The sequence below is a fragment of the Streptomyces sp. CB01635 genome (assembly GCF_002803065.1).
Taxonomy (GTDB): Bacteria; Actinomycetota; Actinomycetes; order Streptomycetales; family Streptomycetaceae; genus Streptomyces.
The window spans coordinates 1-21,399 of record NZ_NNBL01000028.1 but is presented as its reverse complement, the minus strand read 5'-3'; the positions used below and the strand labels follow the sequence as shown (position 1 = coordinate 21,399).

Sequence of the window (21,399 nt, the reverse complement as noted above, 5' to 3'; positions counted from 1 at the left end):
GTCCCCCTCCCTACTACAGCGGATCGGTCTGGGAACCGTGCGGGAGTTCGGTGAGAGACAGGTGAGGAAGGCGAGACCGGAGCGATCACGCCCGCGACGTCCCCTGGTGGTCACCGGCCGCGCCGTCGATCAGTTCCCGCAGGATGTCGATGTGGCCCGCGTGCCGCGCCGTCTCCTCCAGCATGTGGATGAGCACCCACCGCATCGACACCTTCTTGCCGTCCCACGACGTGCCGGTCTCCTCGAGCCCGACCTCGGCGATCACGGCGTCGGACGCGGCCCGCGCCCGGCCGTAGAAAGCGGTGATGCGCTCCGTGGACTCCTCGGGGCCCACCCGCAGGTCCTCGTCCGTCTCCGGGTCGAACCACAGTGGCTCCACCGGCCGCCCGAACGTCTCGCAGAACCAGCCGTACTCGACCGACGCCAGATGCTTGACCAGGCCGAGGAGGCTGTTCCCCGAAGGCGCCATCGGCCGCCGCACCTGCTCCTCGTCGAGGCCCTGCAGCTTCCAGAGCACGACGTCGCGGTGCCGGTCGAGCGCTGCCAGCAGACTTTCCTTCTCGCCCCCGGTGTAGGGCACGTGGATTCCCATGCCGGGGAACGTAGCAGCGCCCGCCGACAACGCCCCCTCCCGTGAAGGATGGACGGCCCGGGCGGCACAAAACCACGTGCCGTCGCGGAAACGCCGCTGCGAACATGGCCCCATGAGTACACCCCCCACCCCCGCCGGCCGCCCCTTCGACGAGCTCGTCACGGAGGCGGCCGCCGCCCCCGTGGAGGGCTGGGACTTCTCCTGGTTCGAGGGCCGGGCCACCGAGGAGCGGCCCTCCTGGGGTTACGCGCGTGCCATGGGTGAGCGCATGGGCCGCGCGTCGGCCGGGCTCGACCTCCAGACCGGCGGAGGCGAGGTCCTCGCCTCCGCCCCGAAGCTGCCCCCGCTGATCGCCGCCAGCGAGGGCTGGCCGCCCAACGTCGCCAAGGCCTCGGCGCTGCTTGCCCCGCGTGGCGTCGTGGTCGTCGCCTCGCGGGAAGAGGCGCCGCTGCCGTTCGCCGACGGCACGTTCGATCTGGTGACCAGCCGCCACCCCGTGAAGGCACCGTTCGCCGAGATCGCCCGGGTGCTGATGCCCGGCGGTACGTACTTCGCGCAGCACGTCGGCCCGAGCAGCGTCTTCGAGGTCGTCGAGTACTTCCTCGGCCCGCAGCCGGAGGAGGTCAGGAACGGCCGCGACCCGGAGGGCGAGCGCGCCGAGGCCGAAGCGGCCGGCCTCGAAGTCGTCGACCTGCGCGCCGAGCGCCTGCGCATCGAGTTCTTCGACATCGGTGCCGTCGTGCACTTCCTGCGCAAGGTGATCTGGATGGTTCCGGGCTTCACCGTCGAGGCGTACCGGCCGCTCCTCCTTGAGCTGCATGAACGGCTCGAGAAGGAAGGGCCGTTCGTCGCCCACAGCACCCGCCACCTCATCGAGGCCCGCAAGCCGATCACCGGGTGATTCACGGCAATTGGCCCCCAAGCGGGAGGAGTTCGCCGGGTCTCTCGCGGAGGCTCACCCTCCAACCGATTCCGCATCGTTATCGACAAGGGCTCGCTACACGTGTCACCGTCACGTAGGTTCAGACCAAGGCAATTCGCGTGAGCAAAGCTGCGCGGCGGCACCGTGCAGTGGAGGGGGCTGCGCGGTGCCGCGTGCCTCCCCTCCTCGTCTACGACCACCGGGCCCTCGCGCGATACGCGATATGTGGCAAGCGGTACGTGGCAAGCGGTACGCGGTGCGCCGTCACCGCCCCAGCACCGTCACCCGCACCCCCCGCCGCACTCCCCACCGGGCCATAGCCCCCGCCTCCGACTCCAGGACACGCCGGGCGCGCAACCGGGGGAGTCCGATTCGGCCCGGCCGCATCGTCCGCACGGCGAGCACCGTGCCACGCCGGTCCAAATACGCCACATCTATGACGAAGCGCATCCCCAGGGTGTGCACGCTCGACGACGACGTCAGCAGGAGCGCGCCGTTCACCCCGTCCCGGCCGAGCAGCCCGCGTCGCCGCGCCCGCCCCGACTCCGCGATTTCCAGCGGCAGTTCGGCCTCGAGTCCCGGCACGGTGAAGGTCGCCATGGGTGCGCAGCCAACCTCCGGGCGGCTCGGGCGTCAAGCGCGCGTTCGTCGCACGACTAACCCTTCAGGGGGACGCCGCGCGCGGGCCGCAAGCCGGGAAAACCGTTGCGAAACCCCGCCTGAAGCGGCCGGAAACATACCTCCAGCCGTCGTCGGGCGACTTCGGAGAGTAGTTGTGGCACGCCGATGCACCCACCATCACTTACGAAGGGTTATGGTGGAAACCCCCCCTCGGGCCGGTCCGTCTCCCCCCCACGGACCGGCCCGTTTTTTTGTCTCCGGCCGGCCGCGCGCGTGCGCCCCCCGGGTCACGGCGCCGGATTAGAGTCCGCGGCATGCCGAACGACCATCCGCACCAGGCGCCGCCCACCGCTCACGACCCGTACGGCGGCCCGGGTCGGCACGGCGCTCCCGTCCCCTACATCCCCGGCCCCTACAACGCGTCCGGGCCGTACGGGGAGAACCCTCAGTTCGCCCCCGCGCCGCCCCTGAGCATGCCGTCCTCGCTCCGCGCCGCCCGGACGACCACGTTTGTGATGGTCGGCCTCGCCCTCCTCGCCTCCGTCGCCGTAGGCGTGACGGAGGGGGCGCGGGGCGCCGGCGCCGCGTTCGGCGGGAACATCCTCGGCGTCGCGCTGCTGGTCCTCGCCTGCTTCTACGGGAGGGCGGGACGTGGGCTGCGCGTCACGTCGATCGTCATCGCGAGCGTGCAGATCCTGCTCGGCCTGAGCGGAACGCTGCGCGGCAACATCGGTGGGCCCATCGCGCTGATCGGAGCGGTCGTCATGGTCGTCCTGCTCAGCCAGGCGAGCACGGGCGCATGGTTCCGCAGGCCGCGTACCCCCGGCGCCTAGGGCCTCTCGTTCGGATCGGGCAGCCGGATCCGAACGAAAGACCCTAGGGAGTGTCCTGGCGCGAGGGCCGTGGCCCTCGCGCGGAACGGACGGAACAGGAGGGGTCAGCTCCGCCCGGCCCAGATGTTCGTGCCCGGGGTCGACACCGCGAACGAGTCGATTTCGGACAGCTCTTCTTCGGTGAGCTTCGGGCCCGCCAGAGCCGCCACGTTCTCCTCCAGCTGCCGGACGCTGGAGGCGCCGATCAGGGCCGACGTCATCCGCTCGTCCCGCAGCACCCAGTTGAGCGCGAGCTGCGCGAGGGACTGGCCGCGGCGCTGGGCGATGTCGTTCAGCCCGTTCAGCCGGCGGATCACCTCGGAGTCGCCCGCGAGGCCCGGGTCGAGGGACTTGCCCTGCGTGGCGCGCGACCCCTCCGGGATGCCCTTCAGGTACTTGTCCGTGAGCAGGCCCTGCGCGAGCGGCACGAAGGAGATGCAGCCCATGCCGGCCGTCTCCAGCGTGTCCAGCAGGCCGTCGTCCTCGGTCCAGCGGTTGATCATCGAGTACGAGGGCTGGTGGATGAGCGCCGGGACGCCCATCTCCTTCAGCAGGCGCGCCGCCTCGGCGGTCTGCTCGCTGTTGTACGAGGACACACCCACGTACAGCGCCTTGCCCTGCTGCACGGCGGACGCGAGCGCGCCCATCGTCTCCTCGAGCGGGGTGTCCGGGTCGAAGCGGTGCGAGTAGAAGATGTCGACGTAGTCGAGGCCCATCCGGGACAGGGACGCGTCGAGGGACGACAGCAGGTACTTGCGGCTGCCCCACTCCCCGTACGGGCCCGGGTGCATGAGATAGCCCGCCTTGGTCGAAATGACCAGCTCGTCCCGATACGGGGCGAAGTCCTGGGCGAACATCTTGCCGAAGTTCAGCTCGGCGGAGCCGGGGGGCGGCCCGTAGTTGTTCGCCAGGTCGAAGTGGGTGACACCGATGTCAAAAGCGCGGCGGAGGATCTCCCGCTGCGAGTCCAGTGTGCGGTCGTCACCGAAGTTGTGCCACAGGCCGAGCGAGATCGCGGGCAGCTTGAGGCCACTGCGGCCGGTGCGCCGGTACTCCATCGAGTCGTAGCGGTCCGCGGCGGCGCGGTACGAAGACATGTCGTTCATGGGTACGAAGCTACGTCAGAGCACCGACAGCCCACAGCACCGGAGCACAGACAGCCCCACAGTGAGGACGGCGCCCAGCAGCGGTAGGCTTCGCCCTCGGGGACTGCCGTCTGCACGGAGGGGCTGAAAGACAGTGAACCTGCGCGACCTGGTGTACGGACTTTACGCACGCCGGGTGGAAGGCCGTCTCGACCACGATCAGGTGCCCAAACACATCGGGGTCATCCTCGACGGGAACAGGCGCTGGGCGAAGGCCTCCGGTGGCACTGCGGCGCAGGGCCACCAGGCCGGTGCGTACAAGATCGAGGAGTTCCTCGGCTGGTGTGCCGAGACGGACGTCGAGGTCGTCACCCTCTGGATGCTGTCGACGGACAACTTCGACCGTCCCGAGGAGGAGCTGAGGCCGCTCCTCGGCATCATCGAGGAGACCGTCCGCAGCCTCGCCGTCGACGGCCGCTGGCGCGTCCACCACGTCGGCACCCTCGACCTTCTCCCGGCCCGCACCCAGACCGTCCTCAAGGAGGCCGAGCAGGCCACCGCGGACAACGCGGGGATACTCGTGAACGTCGCGGTCGGCTACGGCGGCCGCCAGGAGATCGCCGACGCGGTGCGCTCCCTGCTGCTCGACCACGCGGACAAGGGCACCAGCCTCGAGGAGATCGCCGAGAGCGTCGACATCGACCAGATCTCGAAGCACCTCTACACCAGCGGGCAGCCCGACCCGGACCTCGTCATCCGCACGAGCGGCGAGCAGCGCCTGTCCGGATTCATGCTCTGGCAGTCGGCCCACTCCGAGTACTACTTCTGCGAAGTTTTCTGGCCCGCCTTCCGCAAGGTGGACTTCCTGCGCGCCCTGCGCGACTACGCCGCCCGCCACCGGCGTTACGGCGGCTGACCCCGGGGACGTACGTCACCAGGAGTTAACGCGCGCGCCGTCATATGCCGTGGCATGGCCGCGCGTGTTCGAGGGAATAAGCCTTCCAGGTCGATGTCCGATTCACGGACGTCGAGTCTCAGCGGACGGCACGGGGCTGTCCGCCCGGGAGGCCCTTTGCGCCAGGACGACCACGCGGGGAGCACATGCTCCGCTGGAGAAGCTGGGGGCCGGTCCACGGCCCACGCATCGCGGCCGTCGACCGGCGGGTACGACCCGCCCCGCCCGGCCCGGGATCCCTCTGTCGCTCCCCGACCTCATCCGAGGGGGTACGTCCTTCCGTGGTGACCAGCAACAAGCGCCAGCCCGACCGGCGCACTTATGTTCTCGACACCAGCGTCCTGCTGGCCGACCCGAACGCCCTGACCAGGTTCGACGAGCACGAAGTGGTGCTCCCGATCGTCGTGGTCACGGAACTGGAGGCCAAGCGGCACCATCCGGAGCTCGGATACTTCGCCCGGCAGGCCCTGCGCCTGCTCGACGACTTCCGTATCCGCCACGGACGCCTGGACGCCCCGATCCCCATCGGTGATCTGGGCGGGACCCTGCGCGTCGAGCTCAACCACTCGGATCCGGGCGTTCTCCCGGCGGGTTACCGCCTGGGGGACAACGACTCCCGCATCCTCGCCGTCGCCCGCAACCTCCAGGCCGAGGGGTACGACGTCACCGTCGTCTCCAAGGACCTGCCGCTGCGCATCAAGGCGTCGTCGGTCGGCCTGCTCGCCGAGGAGTACCGCGCCGAGCTCGCCATCACGGACTCCGGCTGGACCGGGATGTCCGAGCTGCGGCTCTCCGGTGAACAGGTGGACCTCCTCTTCGAGGAGGAGAGCCTGTACGTACCGGAGGCGGCGGAGCTGCCCGTCCACACCGGCCTCACCATCCAGTCCGAGCGCGGCAAGGCGCTCGGCAGGATCACGGCCGAGGGCAACGTCCGTCTGGTGCGCGGCGACCGCGAGGCGTTCGGCATCAAGGGACGCAGCGCCGAGCAGCGCATCGCGCTCGATCTGCTCCTCGACCCGGACATCGGGATCCTGTCGATGGGAGGCCGGGCCGGCACCGGCAAGTCGGCGCTCGCGCTGTGCGCGGGCCTGGAAGCGGTACTCGAACGGCGCCAGCACCAGAAGGTGATGGTCTTCCGTCCGCTGTACGCGGTGGGCGGCCAGGAGCTCGGCTATCTGCCCGGCACCGAGGCCGAGAAGATGGGCCCGTGGGCGCAGGCGGTCTTCGACACGCTCGGGTCGGTCGCCGGCAAGGCCGTCATCGAGGAGGTCACCGCGCGCGGCATGCTGGAGGTCCTGCCGCTCACCCACATCCGCGGCCGCTCCCTGCACGACGCGTTCGTGATCGTGGACGAGGCCCAATCCCTCGAACGGAACGTCCTTTTGACCGTTCTGTCGAGGATCGGGGCGAATTCGCGGGTTGTGCTCACGCACGACGTGGCGCAGCGCGACAACCTCCGGGTCGGCCGGTACGACGGAGTGGTCGCCGTCGTCGAAAAGCTGAAGGGACACCCGCTGTTCGCGCACGTCACGCTCACGCGGTCGGAGCGTTCGCAGATCGCGGCCCTGGTCACCGAGATGCTGGAGGACGGTCCCCTGTGAGGAGAGAGCGAGCGAAGCGCCCCATCTTGTAGGGGTTACGCGGTAGTTGGCGCCGCCCGGCGAAGCGCAGGAGCTTAGCCGGGCGGCGTTGTGCCGTGCGCTTGTTTCCGCGAAACCGCTGGGGCAAACGAGGTGTGAGCTTTCCCACTTGGATGAGAATTGCCTTGAGGCAACCGCGTCCGGCAGAGTCTCAGTCCTGTCAGGCCCCGCATACGACACTTGTGCATCCACAGCATTACGAGCACCACGGACACCAGAACTTCACAGAGGCCGTCGTATGCCGCCCGTGCACCACGCGGCTCTCCCTTAGCGGGAGTTGCCCACCGGGCCCGTGTCTCCCGTGACCCCGCAGTTGGGAGGCCAGCGCCAGGGGCACGATTGCGTCCGCGAGGGTCACCTACAGCGGGCGATGCTGGAAGGAAACCGTGTGAGCCGGATTTCGGTCCGGGGATTCGCAGTGGCTTCGGCCACCGCGGTCACCACAGTCGGCGCAGTCGTGGGTGTTGCCTCGGGCAGCACCGCTCAGCCCTCCAACAACGAGGCTGAGGCCACGGCGAGCGACGCGACCCTCCTCGCCGACATACCCGCGGGCCAGCAGGCCCAGGTGCAGACCGCCACTCTGACGCAGCAGGCGGAGACGCAGGCCATCGCCGCGGACAACGCCGCTCAGAAGTCGGCGGAGGAAGCAGCCCGTAAGAAGGCCGCCGAGGACGCCGTCGCCAAGCAGCAGGCGGCCGCCGACGCCAAGGAGAAGGCGGAGAAGGAAGCCAAGGAGCGTGAGGAGGCCAAGAAGGTCGCCAGCCGCTCGGCCACCCGCGACGCCTCCAGCTTCGCCACGCAGGCCTCGTACTCGACGTCGCAGATCCAGGCGATGGCGCGTCAGATGGTCCCCGCCGGGCAGTTCCAGTGCTTCAGCAACATCGTGGACCACGAGTCCAGCTGGAACTACCGGGCGACCAACGCCTCCTCCGGCGCCTACGGTCTCTTCCAGGCGCTTCCCGCGTCCAAGTACTCCACCGCGGGCGCCGACTGGCAGACCAACCCGGCCACCCAGATCAAGTGGGGCCTCAACTACATGGACAGCCGCTACGGCAGCCCGTGTGAGGCCTGGAGCTTCTGGCAGGCCAACCACTGGTACTAGAAGCCGGTACAGCTTCATGACGGGCCCGTGGCCCGTCAACCTTCCTGAGCCCCTTGCCGTCCTACGGTGAGGGGCTCAGGGCATGTACGGTCGGAGCCGACGACTCCCGGGGGAGTGGTGAGAGAGCACGGGGGAAGAGGACGGATCATGTCGCGAGTTCCAGGATGGCTCGGCCGGCTCGGCAGTGAGCTCAGCCGGATGGGGGAGCGGTTGGACGAGCGCCGCGCCGAGGCCGAGCGCGACGACCGCGGGGACGACCCCGTTCCGGATGCCGCCACCGGGTCCGCCCCTCAACCCGCCCGCGATGCCGCGCATGCGGCCGCCGAAGTGCCCCAAGTGCCCGTCACCCGGCCGGAGAACGGCGGCGGCGACCACGTACCCCCGCCGCCCGCGTACGCGCCCGCGATAGCGGCCAGGCCCGACCCCGTCGCGGCCGTGCCGTGGGGGATGCGCGTCGCGGCCGAGGCCGGCTGGCGGCTGCTCGTCCTGGCGGGCACCCTCTGGGTCCTGATGAGGGTCATCAGCGCGGTGCAGCTGGTGGTCTACGCGTTCGTCGCCGCGATGCTCATCACCGCGCTCCTCCAGCCGACCGTGGCCCGTCTGAGGAGGCACGGCGTGCCGCGGGGCCTGGCCACCGCACTCACCGCGATCCTCGGCTTCGTCATCATGGGACTTGTCGGCTGGTTCGTCGTCTGGCAGGTCCAGGAGAACATCGACAACCTCTCGGACCAGATCCAGGACGGCATCGACGAGCTGCGCAACTGGCTCCTCAACAGCCCGTTCCATGTGACCGAGAGCCAGATCAACGAAATCGCCAAGTCCCTGCGCGACGCGGTCGGCGCCAACACCGACCAGATCACGTCCGCGGGCCTCGAAGGCGTCACCGTCATCGTCGAGGCGCTCACCGGCATCCTGCTCACGATGTTCTCGACGCTGTTCCTGCTCTACGACGGCCGGCGCATCTGGGAGTGGACCACCAGGCTCGTCCCGGCGCAGGCCCGTCCCGGTATCGCCGGTGCGGGGCCACGGGCCTGGCGCACGCTCACCGCGTATGTGCGCGGCACGGTGATAGTCGCGCTCATCGACGCGATCTTCATCGGGCTCGGCATCTTCTTCCTCGGGGTCCCGATGGCGGTGCCGCTCGCCGTCTTCATCTTCCTGTTCGCGTTCATCCCGCTGGTGGGCGCGGTGATTTCGGGAGCGCTCGCGGTGGTGGTGGCCCTGGTGACCCAGGGCGTCTTCACGGCCGTCATGACGCTCGCGGTGGTACTGGCCGTGCAGCAGATCGAGGGCCACATCCTCCAGCCGTTCATCCTGGGCCGGGCCGTGCGGGTGCATCCGCTCGCGGTGGTGCTGTCCGTCGCGGCCGGAGGCCTGGTGAACGGGATCGGCGGGGCCGTGGTGGCGGTGCCGCTCGTGGCCGTGACGAACACGGTCGTCGGCTATCTGCGCTCGTACTCGCGTGAGGCGGCGCTGCGTCAGTCGCCCCCGCCGCACGGGGCGACCGCCGTCGACGTGGCACCGGTCGATCCGACGGCCGGGAAGACCTAGAAGCCGGGATACGCGAGAACGCCGGACACACGGGAACGCCGGATACGTGAGAACGCCGGATACGTGAGAACGCCGGGCGGGCTGAATTTCCTTCAGCCCGCCCGGCGTTCGCGTATGCGCTTACCGAGGTGATCCGTCCGTCAGGACAGGACGTCCTCGGAGTCCAGCGTGACGCCCACGGCCTGGATGACCGCGGCGATCTTGAACGCTTCCTGGATCGTCTCGCGGTCGACGCCCGCCTTGCGCAGCACCTGCTCGTGCGAGTCGAGGCACTGGCCGCAGCCGTTGATCGCGGAGACCGCGAGGGACCACAGCTCGAAGTCGACCTTCTCGACGCCCGGGTTGCCGATGACGTTCATCCGCAGGCCGGCGCGCAGCGTCCCGTACTCCGGGTCGGAGAGCAGGTGGCGCGTGCGGTAGAAGACGTTGTTCATCGCCATGACGGCGGCGGCCGACTTGGCGGCGGTGTACGCCTCCGGCGACAGGTTCGCCTTCGCCTCGGGCTCCAGCTCGCGCAGGACGCGCGGGGAGCGGGACGCGATCGCGCAGGCGAGCACGGTGCCCCACAGCTGCTGCTGCGGCAGGTCCGAGTTGCCGATGACCGAGCCGAGGTTCAGGCGCAGGTCCTTGGCGTAGTCCGGGACGGCGGACTTCAGTTCGTCGAGAGCCATGTCAGATCACTCGCCCGACAGGAGCGCGACCGGGTCGAGGGTGTTCTCGCCCTTGGTCCAGTTGCACGGGCACAGCTCGTCGGTCTGCAGGGCGTCGAGCACCCGCAGGACCTCCTTGGGGTTACGGCCCACGGAACCGGCGGTCACCATCGTGAACTGGATCTCGTTGTTCTGGTCGACGATGAAGACGGCGCGCTGCGCGAAGCCGTCCTCGCCCTCGATGCCGAGGTCGCGCATGAGCTCGTGCTTCGAGTCGGCGAGCATCGGGAAGGGCAGGTCGGTCAGGTCCGGGTGGTCCTTGCGCCAGGCGTGGTGCACGAACTCGGAGTCGCCGGAGAAGCCGAGGATCTGGGCGTCACGGTCGGCGAACTCGTCGTTCAGCTTGCCGAACGCGGCGATCTCGGTCGGGCACACGAAGGTGAAGTCCTTGGGCCACGCGAAGACGATCTTCCACTTGCCTTCGTAGGTCTTGTGGTCGATCTGCTCGAACTCCTTGCCCTTCTCCAGGGAGACACAGGCAGTCAGGTCGAACTGGGGGAACTTGTCACCGACAGTGAGCACGCACTACTCCTTGCAGCATGGAGGGGCCCTTTTTGAGGGCTTTCCAAAGGGGTTGGACTGGACTCGATCGTGGCACAGGGTGCATTGATTATGGAAATAGCTAGACTCGGTTGTGTTGATCGGACCCGGCTATCAGTAGCCGTAGGTAAGGGGAGTGACCGTGGCCAGCACCAAGCGGCGACAGCCGAGCCTCGCGCAGCTGCGGGCCTTCGCCGCCGTCGCCGAGCATCTGCACTTCCGGGACGCCGCCGCCGCGATCGGCATGAGCCAGCCCGCGCTCTCCGGTGCCGTGTCCGCCCTGGAGGAGTCCCTCGGCGTGACCCTGCTCGAACGCACTACCCGCAAGGTGCTGCTCTCGCCCGAGGGTGAGCGGCTCGCGGTGCGCGCGAAGGCCGTGCTCGACGAGGTGGGCGCGCTGATGGAGGAGGCCGAGGCGGTGCGGGCGCCGTTCACGGGAGCGCTCCGCCTCGGCGTCATCCCCACCGTCGCGCCCTACCTCCTGCCGGCCGTCCTGCGCCTCGTCCACGAGAAGTACCCGGACCTGGACCTCCAGGTCCACGAGGAGCAGACGTCGTCCCTGCTCGAAGGGCTCGCGGCGGGGAGGCTCGATCTGCTGCTTCTCGCCGTGCCGCTCGGGATGCCCGGCGTCACCGAACTGCCCCTGTTCGACGAGGACTTCGTGCTCGTCACGCCGCTCGACCACTGGCTCGGGGGCCGCGAGGGCATCCCGCGCGAGGCCCTGCGCGAGCTGCGGTTGCTGCTGCTCGACGAGGGGCACTGCCTGCGTGACCAGGCGCTCGACATCTGCCGCGAGGCCGGCCGCGCGGACGCCCCGGTGACCACGACGGCGGCCGGCCTGTCCACGCTGGTCCAGCTGGTCGCGGGCGGGCTCGGCGTGACGCTGCTGCCGCGCACCGCGCTCGCCGTGGAGGCCAGCCGCAGCAGCCAGTTGCTCACCGGGTTCTTCGAGGACCCGGCGCCGACCCGCCGCATCGCCCTCGCCATGCGGACGGGCGCCGCGCGCGGTGCGGAGTACGAGGAGCTGGCCGCGGCCCTGCGCGAGGCGGTGCGGCCGCTGCCGGTACGGGTGCTGTGACCCCGACTCTTGGGGGCAGGCCCCGTACCGGCAGGGTGTGTTACTCGGTGCGCAGGCCGTCCGGCCGCATCATGCGCCACAGCGGCGGCAGGCTGAGCAGCGTCACCACCGCGACGAGTCCGGCGCCGCCCGCCGTCAGGGGTGCGAACGCCCACCAGTCGGTCACCTGCTTGTCGATCATGCGGGTCATCACGTAGCCCAGGCCGAGCCCGCCCACGATCGCCAGGCCGAGGCCGAGGGCGACCGGGATCGCCGTCTGCCACAGGACCGACCAGGCCATCGACCGGCGTCGCGTGCCGAACGCGGTCAGGGCCGCCAACAGCCGCTTGCGCTCCCGCAGTTGCTCCAGCGTGGAGACCAGCATGGACGCCGCGATCAGGGCCATCGTCGCGGCCGCGCCGATCTGCAGCCCCCTCGCGATGCTCGCGTACTGCTTGTCGCGGTTGACCGCCTTGATCGACATCACGTCGAGCATCGGATCGATATGGGCCGCGGTGTTGCGCACGTACTCCTCGGCGTCCGGCACCTTCGGGTCGATCTGCACCATGGCGGTGGTCGTGGCCTCGGTCAGCTGCGCGATGTCGATCGCGCCGGGGGTGGCGAGGATGCCGTCGACCTTGTCGTCGGTCGGGCTGGGCCGCGCCTGGACCGTGCGGGCGTCCGCGGGCAGCGTCCACAGGATCTGGCTCGACTTCTTGCCGTCGCCGGGCCCCACGTCGACGGGCTTGCCGGGGCGCGCCGACTCGTCGACCCAGTCGTTCATCTTCCGGTCGCCGGTGTGCGAGACGAACGTGTCGCCGTCGTGGCAGTCGCCGACGCGGGCCAGTTCGCGCAGGGTCGCGCAGGTGCCGATGCTGATCGTCGTCGTTGGCTGGATCTCGCCCTCCGGGACCGGGCCGGGGCGCGTGGCGTAGGTCGACACGGTGCCGATGACGCTCTTGACGCCCTTCGTGTCACGGAAGTCGTCGATCATCCGCTGCGCGAGCCTGCCGTCGCCGGCCTGGGAGATGACGGTCAGCTGGGCGCGGTGCGGGTCCTGGCCCGTGACCCGGTTGAAGTCGTCGTGCATCGACGCGAACATCATCTGCAGAGCGACCGCGCCGGCCACCGCGATGGTGATACCGCTGACCGCGCGGGCCGCGTTGCCGCTGCTCAACTGGAGTCGCCGCGTGGCCAGTTGCCACGGCACCGGGCCGCCGCGCAGCCGGGACACGACCGATTCGAGCAGCCAGGGAAGCAGCGTGCTCAGCCCGACCAGGGCCAGGGTCGCGCCGGTCGCGATGGCATACGCGTTGATGTCCTGGTCGGTACTGCTGACCCGGCCCATGGCCAGGAGGATCCCGATGCCCGCGACGGGCAGGAGCAGCCGCCACCACAGGCGACGCCTGCGCGGCACGCCGCCGCGCACGACACCGAGCGGCTCGATGGCCACCGAGCGCAGCGAGAAGACGGTGACGAGGACCGCCGAGAGCGGCACGGCCACGACGATCAGCGCGGCGAGCACCGGCACCGGCTGCAGGTCGGACGGGAACGCGCTGACCCTGTCGAGGTCGACCACGCCGATCAGTTGCCGTACGGCGAGGAAGAACACGGCGCCGACGGCCAGGCCGAGCAGGGCGCCGAACAGCGACTCGCCCGCCGCGATCCGCCGCACCGCCCTGGCGTCCGCGCCGACCAGGCGCAGCGCGGCCAGGCGCCGGTCGCGTCGGTCGCCGCCGAACCGCACCGCCGTACCGATGAAGACGGCCACGGGCGTGAGCAGCACGACGCAGATCAGTACGACGAGCACCATCAGGAGCGCGTTCAGCGGCTCCGACAGGTCGGAGCCGAACCTCGCCGCCCGGTAGCCGCCGTCGCGGGTCGTGAGGGTGTCGGATCCCGCGTAGTAGAAGAGCTCCTGCGGGGAGACCAGGCCGGCGTCGGCGATCGTTCCGGTGACGCGGTAGTCGCGGAAGCGCTCCTTGAGGAGCCGCGCGCCGGGGTCGTCGAGGAGGTCGCGCAGCGCGGGCGAGACGACCATCTCGTCGTTGCCGGGCAGCTCGCCGAGGCCGGGCGGCAGGACGGGCCTGCTGCCCTCGGCGCGTACGAACCTGCCCTCCAGCGAGCGGTCGCGGAACGTCGTGAACGTGTCCCGCATCAGCAGGGTCGTGTCGGACCGCTTGATCTTGCCCGCGAGCGTCATCCGGTCCGCGGCCTCGCGCGCCGACGAGCGGTCGCTGCGATGGTCGGTCAGGTACGGCACGGACGCGGCGCCGAGCAGCAGCGCGACGCCGAGGCCCACACCGACAGCGGTGAGGATCGTGCGGATCCAGCCCTCGCGCCCGCCGGCGGCCGCGAAGCGCATGCCCATGCCCAGGTCGCGGATCCAGGCGCGCACGCCGGTGGGGGCGGAGTCCGACGCCGTGGCCGCAGGCGCGGGCTGCGGCTTGGTGCGCGTCGCGCTCATGCGATGCGCTCCATGTCGCGGGACTTCCCGTCACGGACGATGATCTCGCGGTCCGAGTAGGCGGCGACGCGGGCTTCGTGGGTGACGAGGACGACGGCGGCGTTCGTGGACCGGGCGGCATCGGTGAGCAGCTCCATGACGCGCTCGCCGTTGAGGGAGTCGAGGGCGCCGGTGGGCTCGTCGGCGAACAGGACGCGGGGGCTGGTGGCCAGGGCGCGGGCGACGGCGACGCGCTGGCCCTGGCCGCCGGAGACCTCGCCGGGGCGCTTGCCGGTGAGGTCGTCGACCTCCAGGCGCTCCATCCACGTACGGGCGGTGGCCTCGGCGGCCTTGCGCCTGGCGCCGTTGAGGCGCAGGGGCAGAGCGACGTTTTCCAGGCAGGTGAGTTCGGGGACGAGCTGGCCGAACTGGAAGACGAAGCCGAAGTCGCTGCGGCGCAGGGCGCTGCGTGCGGCGTCGGACATGGTGGCGAGGTTCTGTCCCGCGTAGGTGATGGCGCCTTCGTCGGGCGGGACGATGCCGGCGAGGCAGTGCAGGAGAGTCGACTTGCCGGAGCCGGAGGGGCCCATGACGGCGACGACCTCGCCGGGGTGGACGGAGAACTCGGCGCCGTTGAGCGCCTTGGTGGCGCCGTAGGTCTTGTGGAGACCGTCGGCGGTCAGGAGGGAGCCGGCGGGGGTCATGGCTTGCGCACCTCCGCGGCGAGCTTGTCCAGGCGTGCGGCGGTGAGTTCGAGCCACCGCAGGTCCGCTTCGAGGTGGAAGAGGGCGTGGTCGCAGATCAGCTGGTCGGCGAGGTCGCCCTTGCGCTTGCGGTCGGTGAGGATGCGCATCATGCGCAGGTGCTCCGCGCGCTGGGCGTCCAGGACCGTGACGGCGTCGCGCTCGGTGAGCAGCGCCAGGACGACCTTGGTGTAGAGGACGGACTGGAGGTAGGGCTCGGGCGCCTCGGGGGTGGCGAGCCAGCGCTGGACATCGGTGATGCCGGCGTCGGTGATGGCGTAGCGCTTGCGTTCCGGGCCGCCGCCGGCCTCGATCCCGTCGACCTCGACCAGGCCGTTCTTCAGGAGCCGGGACATGGTCGAGTAGACCTGTCCGTAGTGCAGCGGCTTGTCGTGCCCGAAGGTGGCGTCGAAAGTGCGCTTGAGGTCGTAGCCGTGTCGTGGCCCGGACTCGAGAAGTCCCAGAAGGGTGTGACCGATGGACATGGGCGCCACTATACACAGCGTGTATACGTAGTGTGTATAGCCGGTCGGGGGTGGGGTTCCGGGAGGACTTCGGGGTGAAGCGTGAACGGCCCGGGGCGCATGCCCCGGACCGTTCACTGCGCCTCGTCGCCCTGCGATCCCTTGGGCGGCCGCCCCCGCCGCGGCAGCGGTCCCGCAGAGCCGGGCAGCCGCCCGGCCTCCGCGAGAGCCCGCCGCAGCAGGAACTCGATCTGCGCGTTCGCCGAGCGCAGGTCGTCCCCGGCCCACCGCGCGAGCGCGTCGTACACGAGCGGGTCGAGCCGCAGCAGTACCTGCTTGCGCTGTGGCCGCGACCGGCGTGCGGGCCCCTCGGGAGGACCCTCGCGCTCCTCTTCCGAGGGGCTCACTGGTAGAGCGTTCCCGTGTTCAGGACCGGCTGGGCCGCGCGGTCGCCGCACAGGACCACGAGCAGATTGCTGACCATGGCCGCCTTGCGCTCCTCGTCGAGCGCCACGAAGTCCTGCTCCGTGATCCGGGCGAGCGCGTCCTCGACCATGCCGACCGCGCCGTCCACGATGAGCCGCCGCGCGGCGACCACGGCGCCCGCCTGCTGGCGCTGGAGCATGGCCGAGGCGATCTCGGGGGCGTACGCGAGGTGCGTGAACCGGGACTCGATGATCTGCACGCCCGCGGTCTCCACGCGCGCGTGGAGCTCGACGGCGAGCTTCTCGGTGATCTCCTCGGCGTTGCCGCGCAGCGAGAGGCCGGCCTCGTCGTGCGCGTCGTAGGGGTACTCGATGGCGATGTGCCGCACGGCGGCCTCGGTCTGCGTGGCGACGAACTCCAGGAAGTTGTCGACCTCGAAGGTGGCCTGCGCGGTGTCCTCGACGCGCCACACGACGACGGCGGCCAGCTCGATCGGGTTGCCGTAGGCGTCGTTGACCTTGAGGACGGCCGTCTCGTGGTTGCGTACGCGGGTCGAGACCTTGGTGCGGGACGTCAGCGGGTTCACCCAGCGCAGGCCGTCCTCGCGGATCGTGCCCCGGTAGCGGCCGAAGAGCTGGACGACGCGGGCCTCGCCCGGCGCCACCATGTTCAGCCCGCACATCGCGAAGAACGCGGCTATCGCGACCACGACGCCGAGGACGATCAGCCCCGCCTTCGCGCCCGCCGACGACAGCGAAGCGCCGGTCGCGATGAGGGCGACTCCCGCGAAGAGGCCGAGCAGGCCGAGCAGCAGGGCGAGCCCGCCGCCGATGCTGTGAGCGACGACCTCCTTGACGCGGGGCTTGGGCATCTCGGGTGCGTCGGCTGTGGCGTCCGTGCCTGTGGTGTCCGTCTCGGACATAAGGGTCCCCGTTCCTGTGAGCTGGCGGTTCTCGCGAACCAGGTCTAGCAAAGTGATATCACTTTATCGCGTGCGGCAACCATCTGCACCTCTCGGTCGTCGGTTCCCATGGGACAGGTGCTGATTGTCACGTCCGGAAATGCCCGGATCGGCATCCTTTTGCCCTTAGGTGCGGTGTTAGCTTCATGAGCTGATTCAGCACCGATGAGTGTGAAGTGCGCACTGTGCGCGCGGACGTGTCAGCGACTAGAAGCGGAGTAACGGGAGCCATGGGTCGAGCGGACGAGAGACGAGCACGGCAGCGCGGCGGCGCGCGCCGGGCGGCGCGCGGGGGCTCGTCCACCCGGCGGACGGGTATACGCCGCTTCTTCACCTGGAAGAAGATCCTCGGCACACTCTTCGGCCTGTGCCTCCTCTGCATGGGCGCGTTCATCGTGCTGTACATGGTGATCGACGTCCCCGAGGGCAACCCGGACGCGATGCGGCAGAGCAACGTCTACAAGTACAGCGACGGCAAGACCATGGCCCGTGTCGGCCAGGTCAACCGCGAGATCGTCGATCTCTCCGAGGTGCCCACGGATGTGCAGCACACCTTCGTCGCCGCTGAGAACAAGACGTTCTACAAGGACAAGGGCATCGACCTGAAGGGCACCGCCCGCGGTGTGATCAACACGGTCACCGGCAAGGGCAAGCAGGGTGGTTCGACGATCACCCAGCAGTACGTGAAGAACTACTACCTCACGCAGGACCAGACCGTCACGCGCAAGCTGAAGGAACTGGTCATCTCGCTGAAGGTGGACCGCAAGAAGTCCAAGGAAGACATCCTCGCGGGCTACATCAACACCAGCTTCTACGGCCGCAGTTCGTGGGGCATCCAGGCCGCCGCCCAGGCCTACTACAACGTCGACGCCAAGGATCTGTCCGTGGCGCAGGGCGCGTACCTCGCGGCGCTCCTCCAGGCCCCGAACCAGTACGACTGGGGCATCGCCTCGGACACCGGCAAGAAGCTGGCCGTGGACCGCTGGAACTACGTCCTGGACAACATGGTCGACATGCACTGGCTCAGCGCCAGCGACCGCCAGGGCATGACGTTCCCCAAGCCGAAGGCGCCGAAGGCCGCCGCCGGGCTCGAGGGCCAGGAGGGCTACCTCTACACCGCCGCCAAGGCCGAGGTGATGAAGGACCTGAACCTCACCGAGGCGCAGTTCGACGCGGGCGGCTACACGGTCACCCTCAACATCGACCGCAAGAAGCAGAAGCAGCTGGAGAAGTCGGTCAGGCAGCAGTTGACCGACAACCTGAACCCGAAGAGCAAGAAGGCCGACTCCCGGGTGCAGGCCGGTGCCGCCTCGGTCGACCCGAAGACCGGTAAGGTCCTCGCGCTGTACGGCGGTGAAGGGCTCAGCAAGCACTACGTCAACAACGCGACCCGCCCCGACTACCAGCCGGCCTCCACCTTCAAGCCGCTGATCCTCGCGGCCGCCCTGGAGAACAACGCCACGACGCAGATCGGGCAGTCGATCAAGGCGAGCACGATCTACGACGGCACCAACAAGCGGCCGGTCGTCAGCGACGGACAGAAGGTCGGCTTCGCCCCGCCGAACGAGGACGACCACAGCTACGGCCCGGTCACCGTGCAGACCGCCATGAACAAGTCCATCAACTCCGTCTTCGCGCAGATGGGCGTCGACGTCGGCATGGACCAGGTCATGGCGACGGCCAAGAAGCTCGGCATGGACGACGCCGACCTCAAGCCGTACCCGGCGCAGACCCTGGGCACCATGGGCGCGAGCCCGATGGAGATGGCCGGTGTCTACGCGACGCTCGACAACCACGGCAAGCAGGTCACTCCGCAGATCGTGAAGTCCGTGTCCAAGCAGGGCCAGGACGTCCCGCTGCCGGACGCGATCGGCAACCAGGTGATCAGCCGCGGCGCCGCGGACTCGGTCACCTCCGTCCTGACCGGCGTGGTCGACGACGGTACGGCGAAGACCTCGGTGCGTGACAACCCGGCCCGCGACGGCCAGAAGGTGGCGGGCAAGACCGGTACCTCCGACGACAACAAGTCGGCCTGGTTCACCGGCTACACGCCGGATCTGGTCACCTCGGTGGGCCTGTTCGGCGAGGGCGCGCTGAAGACCTCGGAGGCGGGCGCGCACGTCTCGATGAAGGGCGCCGGCGGTCTGCCCCGCGTCGACGGCGGCAGCTTCCCGGCGCGCATCTGGGCCCAGTACACCTTCAACTCGACCAGCCCCACGGCCGAGTTCGACCTCGACACGGACATGGGCGCGGCCGTCGAGGTGCCGTCCACCCCGCAGGACACCCCGAGTGCCCCCGAGTCCACCCCGGAGAACACCCCGAGCACCCCGGAGTCCACTCCGCCGACGACGCCGAGCACCCCGGAGTCGAGCCCGGAGACCACCCCGCCGACCGACGAGCCGTCAGGCGGCGTCACGCCCCCGACGGACCCCTCGTCGCCGACCTTCGGAATCCCGGAGAACCCGGACGACTCGGGCAGCAACAGACCACGCGGCCTCACCGGCTGACAGTGACGCACGCGAGTGGGCCCGGAACCGTACGGTTCCGGGCCCACTCGCGTATCCAGGCTCAGGCAGTGCCGTTCCCGTGCGCCAGCTCGAACCACACGACCTTGCCGGTGCTCAGCCGCGTCGCACCCCAGCGCCGCGCGAGCCTGTTGACCAGGTACAGGCCGCGCCCGCCCTCGTCGGTGGCGCGGGCCTGGCGCAGCCGCGGCAGCTGTGGCACGTCGTCGCCGACCTCGCAGCGCAGCACGTCGGTCCGCAGCAGGCGCAGCGTGACGGGCCGGGACGCGTACCGCACGGCGTTCGTCACGACCTCGCTGACGAGGAGCTCCACCGAGTCCGTCAGCTCCTCCAGGCCCCACCGGGCGAGCGCGCTGCGCGCCAGGCGGCGGGCCCGGCCCGGCGCCGCGTCCTCGGGGTCGAGGAGCCAGTAGGCGACGTCGCTCGGCGCGATCCCGTCGAACCGGGCCGCGAGCAGCGCGATGTCGTCGTCCCGGTCGCCCGGGCCGAGCATGTCGAGGACCTCGTCGCACAGCGCCTCAAGGGGCGGCGGATGGTCCGGTCCGGTCAGCTGGGCCGTCGCGGCGAGCCGCTCCCGCAGCTGCTCTATCCCGGTCCACACGTCCCGCAGCCGCGACTCGACCAGACCGTCCGTGTAGAGGAGGAGTGTCGCGCCCGCCGGGGCGTCCAGCTCGACCGCCTCGAAGTCGACCCCGCCGACACCGATCGGCGCGCCCGGCGGGACGCGCAGCACCTCGGCGCGGCCGCCCAGATGCAGCAGGACCGGCGGCGGGTGGCCCGCGTTGGCGATGGTGATGCGGTGCGAGACCGGGTCGTAGACGGCGTACAGGCAGGTCGCCATGCGGTCGCTGCCGAGGCGCTGGGCCTGCTCGTCCAAGTGGTGCAGGACCTCCTGCGGCGGCAGGTCGAGACCGGCGAGGGTCTGCGCGGTCGTACGGAGCTGGCCCATGATCGCGGCGGACGTCATGGAGTGGCCCATGACGTCACCCACGACCAGGGCGACGCGGCTGCCGGGCAGCGGAATCGCGTCGTACCAGTCGCCGCCCACGCGCGCGGTCTCCGCGGCCGGCAGATACCGGGACGCGAGGCGCACGCCTGTCGGCCGCGGCAGCGTCTCGGGCAGCATCGTGCGCTGGAGCTCGTCGGCGATGTACGCCTCGCGGCCGTACAGGACGGCCTTGTCGATGCCGAGCGCGCTGTGCGTGGCGAGCTGCCCCGCGACCAGCAGGTCGTCGTTCTCGAACGCGTGGCGTTCGGGGCGGCGCAGGAAGACGGCCGCACCGATGACCCGGCGGCGCCCGCGCAGCGGCGCGAGGATCGCCCGCTGCCCGGTGGGCAGGCCGAGGTCCGGGTCGTCGCCGAGCAGCTCCGGCAGCGCGGCCAGGGCGGCGGGCGAGTCCGCGAACACGGGCCGTACGCCCCGCAGTACCTCGGCCAGCGCGCCGCCGGTCCGCACCTCGCACAGCTCGGCGGTGACGGGGTCGCCCTGGGCGGCGCCGGCCGCCATCGTCAGGAGTCCGCCGCCGTCGGTGTCCGGATCCTCGGCGCCCTCCTCGATGAGGCGCAGCCGGTCCGTCCTGCGCAGCCGCAGCACGACGGGCCCGGAGGGCCGCTCGTCGCCGACCGGCAGCGGGTCCCGCAGATAGACCAGGATCACGTCGGAGAACGTGGGTACGGACGCGCGGCACAGGCCCATGACGATCTCGTCCAGGTCTATCCCGCGGGCGATCCGCCGGGTCGCGGCGCCCACGAAGCGCAGCCGGTCCCCGTCCCGCCGCATCGGGACGGGTGTCCCCGGCGGGCGCGGCTGTCCGCTCCGCCGGTCGGGCACGGGCCTCGGCCGGTGGGGATCGTCCGGTCCGGCGTCCGACAGGGCGTGTTCGGGCGCGCTGTCGGCGTCCCCGGAAGCGGAACCGGGCTTGCGCCGCCCGGGCACGCCACCGCCACCGCTCTCACGACGTGGCGGCTGCTCGGGTACGGGTGCGGCTCCGGAGTGCTCGGGCGCGGCACCGCGCGGTACGGAGGCGCCCGACGCGGGCCCTCGGCGCGCGGGATCGGCGTCGTCGGCGGACGAGGTCGCTCCGGGGCGCCCCTGTTGTGCGGGGAGCGCGTCGGAGGCGCGCCTCAGGGCCCCGCGGGGGTCCGCGGGGGCGGCGGGGCGGGCGGCCGGCCGGCGGCCCTCGTGGG

19 protein-coding genes are annotated in these 21,399 nt (G+C 70.4%); 8 read left to right on the top strand and 11 right to left on the bottom strand.

What is annotated here, in order from left to right:
* Positions 1-85 precede the first annotated feature (85 nt).
* Positions 86-592: a DinB family protein gene (locus tag CG723_RS38425; RefSeq protein WP_100598192.1), complete on the bottom strand. Its 507-nt coding sequence runs from the start codon at positions 590-592 to the stop codon at positions 86-88.
* A 112-nt stretch (positions 593-704) separates the two neighbouring features.
* Between CG723_RS38425 and CG723_RS38420 the strand changes: the two genes are divergently transcribed.
* Positions 705-1,493, top strand: a complete 789-nt coding sequence (locus tag CG723_RS38420) for a class I SAM-dependent methyltransferase (RefSeq protein ID WP_100598191.1) — start codon at positions 705-707, stop codon at positions 1,491-1,493.
* Between the two features lie 285 nt (positions 1,494-1,778).
* Here the strand turns inward: CG723_RS38420 and CG723_RS38415 are convergent, their stop codons facing one another.
* Complete coding sequence (locus CG723_RS38415) at positions 1,779-2,114, bottom strand: DUF192 domain-containing protein (protein WP_100598190.1); 336 nt, start codon at positions 2,112-2,114, stop codon at positions 1,779-1,781.
* Between the two features lie 335 nt (positions 2,115-2,449).
* On the opposite strand from CG723_RS38415, the gene CG723_RS38410 reads away from it, so the two are divergent.
* The gene (locus tag CG723_RS38410; protein WP_100598189.1) at positions 2,450-2,968 is read left to right on the top strand and encodes a hypothetical protein; all 519 of its coding nucleotides are present in this window, start codon (positions 2,450-2,452) and stop codon (positions 2,966-2,968) included.
* A 104-nt stretch (positions 2,969-3,072) separates the two neighbouring features.
* On the opposite strand, the gene mgrA is transcribed toward CG723_RS38410, so the two are convergent.
* Complete coding sequence (gene mgrA / locus CG723_RS38405) at positions 3,073-4,113, bottom strand: L-glyceraldehyde 3-phosphate reductase (RefSeq protein WP_100598188.1); 1,041 nt, start codon at positions 4,111-4,113, stop codon at positions 3,073-3,075.
* Between the two features lie 133 nt (positions 4,114-4,246).
* On the opposite strand from mgrA, the gene CG723_RS38400 reads away from it, so the two are divergent.
* From CG723_RS38400 to CG723_RS38385, 4 genes are all read left to right on the top strand, one after another.
* Positions 4,247-5,008 carry an isoprenyl transferase gene (locus CG723_RS38400; RefSeq protein WP_100598187.1) on the top strand — a complete coding sequence of 254 codons (762 nt, stop codon included), beginning with the start codon at positions 4,247-4,249 and terminating at the stop codon, positions 5,006-5,008.
* 320 nt (positions 5,009-5,328) lie between these two features.
* Positions 5,329-6,648, top strand: a complete 1,320-nt coding sequence (locus tag CG723_RS38395; RefSeq protein WP_100598186.1) for a PhoH family protein — start codon at positions 5,329-5,331, stop codon at positions 6,646-6,648.
* 409 nt (positions 6,649-7,057) lie between these two features.
* A complete protein-coding gene (locus CG723_RS38390; protein WP_100598185.1) occupies positions 7,058-7,789 on the top strand; it encodes a lytic transglycosylase domain-containing protein in 732 nt (243 codons plus the stop codon).
* A gap of 147 nt (positions 7,790-7,936) precedes the next feature.
* Positions 7,937-9,340: an AI-2E family transporter gene (locus CG723_RS38385; protein ID WP_100598184.1), complete on the top strand. Its 1,404-nt coding sequence runs from the start codon at positions 7,937-7,939 to the stop codon at positions 9,338-9,340.
* Between the two features lie 140 nt (positions 9,341-9,480).
* Here the strand turns inward: CG723_RS38385 and CG723_RS38380 are convergent, their stop codons facing one another.
* Together CG723_RS38380 and CG723_RS38375 are read right to left on the bottom strand one after the other, a co-directional pair.
* Positions 9,481-10,011: an alkyl hydroperoxide reductase gene (locus CG723_RS38380; protein WP_100598183.1), complete on the bottom strand. Its 531-nt coding sequence runs from the start codon at positions 10,009-10,011 to the stop codon at positions 9,481-9,483.
* Between the two features lie 6 nt (positions 10,012-10,017).
* Positions 10,018-10,572, bottom strand: a complete 555-nt coding sequence (locus CG723_RS38375) for a peroxiredoxin (RefSeq protein ID WP_100598182.1) — start codon at positions 10,570-10,572, stop codon at positions 10,018-10,020.
* 160 nt (positions 10,573-10,732) lie between these two features.
* Between CG723_RS38375 and CG723_RS38370 the strand changes: the two genes are divergently transcribed.
* Positions 10,733-11,668 carry a LysR substrate-binding domain-containing protein gene (locus CG723_RS38370; RefSeq protein ID WP_383096343.1) on the top strand — a complete coding sequence of 312 codons (936 nt, stop codon included), beginning with the start codon at positions 10,733-10,735 and terminating at the stop codon, positions 11,666-11,668.
* A gap of 40 nt (positions 11,669-11,708) precedes the next feature.
* Here CG723_RS38370 and CG723_RS38365 read toward each other — a convergent pair whose 3' ends face one another.
* The 5 genes from CG723_RS38365 to CG723_RS38345 form a co-directional block, all read right to left on the bottom strand.
* Positions 11,709-14,114, bottom strand: a complete 2,406-nt coding sequence (locus CG723_RS38365) for an FtsX-like permease family protein (protein WP_100598180.1) — start codon at positions 14,112-14,114, stop codon at positions 11,709-11,711.
* On the bottom strand, positions 14,111-14,797 hold the full coding sequence (locus CG723_RS38360; RefSeq protein ID WP_100598179.1) for an ABC transporter ATP-binding protein: 687 nt from the start codon (positions 14,795-14,797) through the stop codon (positions 14,111-14,113). Before CG723_RS38360 ends, CG723_RS38365 begins: the two co-directional genes overlap by 4 nt.
* A complete protein-coding gene (locus CG723_RS38355; RefSeq protein WP_100598178.1) occupies positions 14,794-15,321 on the bottom strand; it encodes a PadR family transcriptional regulator in 528 nt (175 codons plus the stop codon). Before CG723_RS38355 ends, CG723_RS38360 begins: the two co-directional genes overlap by 4 nt.
* 113 nt (positions 15,322-15,434) lie before the next feature.
* The gene (locus CG723_RS38350) at positions 15,435-15,707 is read right to left on the bottom strand and encodes a hypothetical protein (protein WP_100598177.1); all 273 of its coding nucleotides are present in this window, start codon (positions 15,705-15,707) and stop codon (positions 15,435-15,437) included.
* Positions 15,704-16,648: an SPFH domain-containing protein gene (locus tag CG723_RS38345; protein ID WP_100598176.1), complete on the bottom strand. Its 945-nt coding sequence runs from the start codon at positions 16,646-16,648 to the stop codon at positions 15,704-15,706. Before CG723_RS38345 ends, CG723_RS38350 begins: the two co-directional genes overlap by 4 nt.
* Positions 16,649-16,917: 269 nt before the next feature.
* Here CG723_RS38345 and CG723_RS38340 point away from each other — a divergent pair, with 269 nt between their 5' ends.
* The gene (locus CG723_RS38340; RefSeq protein ID WP_100598175.1) at positions 16,918-19,194 is read left to right on the top strand and encodes a transglycosylase domain-containing protein; all 2,277 of its coding nucleotides are present in this window, start codon (positions 16,918-16,920) and stop codon (positions 19,192-19,194) included.
* A gap of 61 nt (positions 19,195-19,255) precedes the next feature.
* On the opposite strand, the gene CG723_RS38335 is transcribed toward CG723_RS38340, so the two are convergent.
* Positions 19,256-21,148, bottom strand: a complete 1,893-nt coding sequence (locus tag CG723_RS38335; protein WP_442802628.1) for an ATP-binding SpoIIE family protein phosphatase — start codon at positions 21,146-21,148, stop codon at positions 19,256-19,258.
* Positions 21,149-21,399 lie beyond the last annotated feature (251 nt).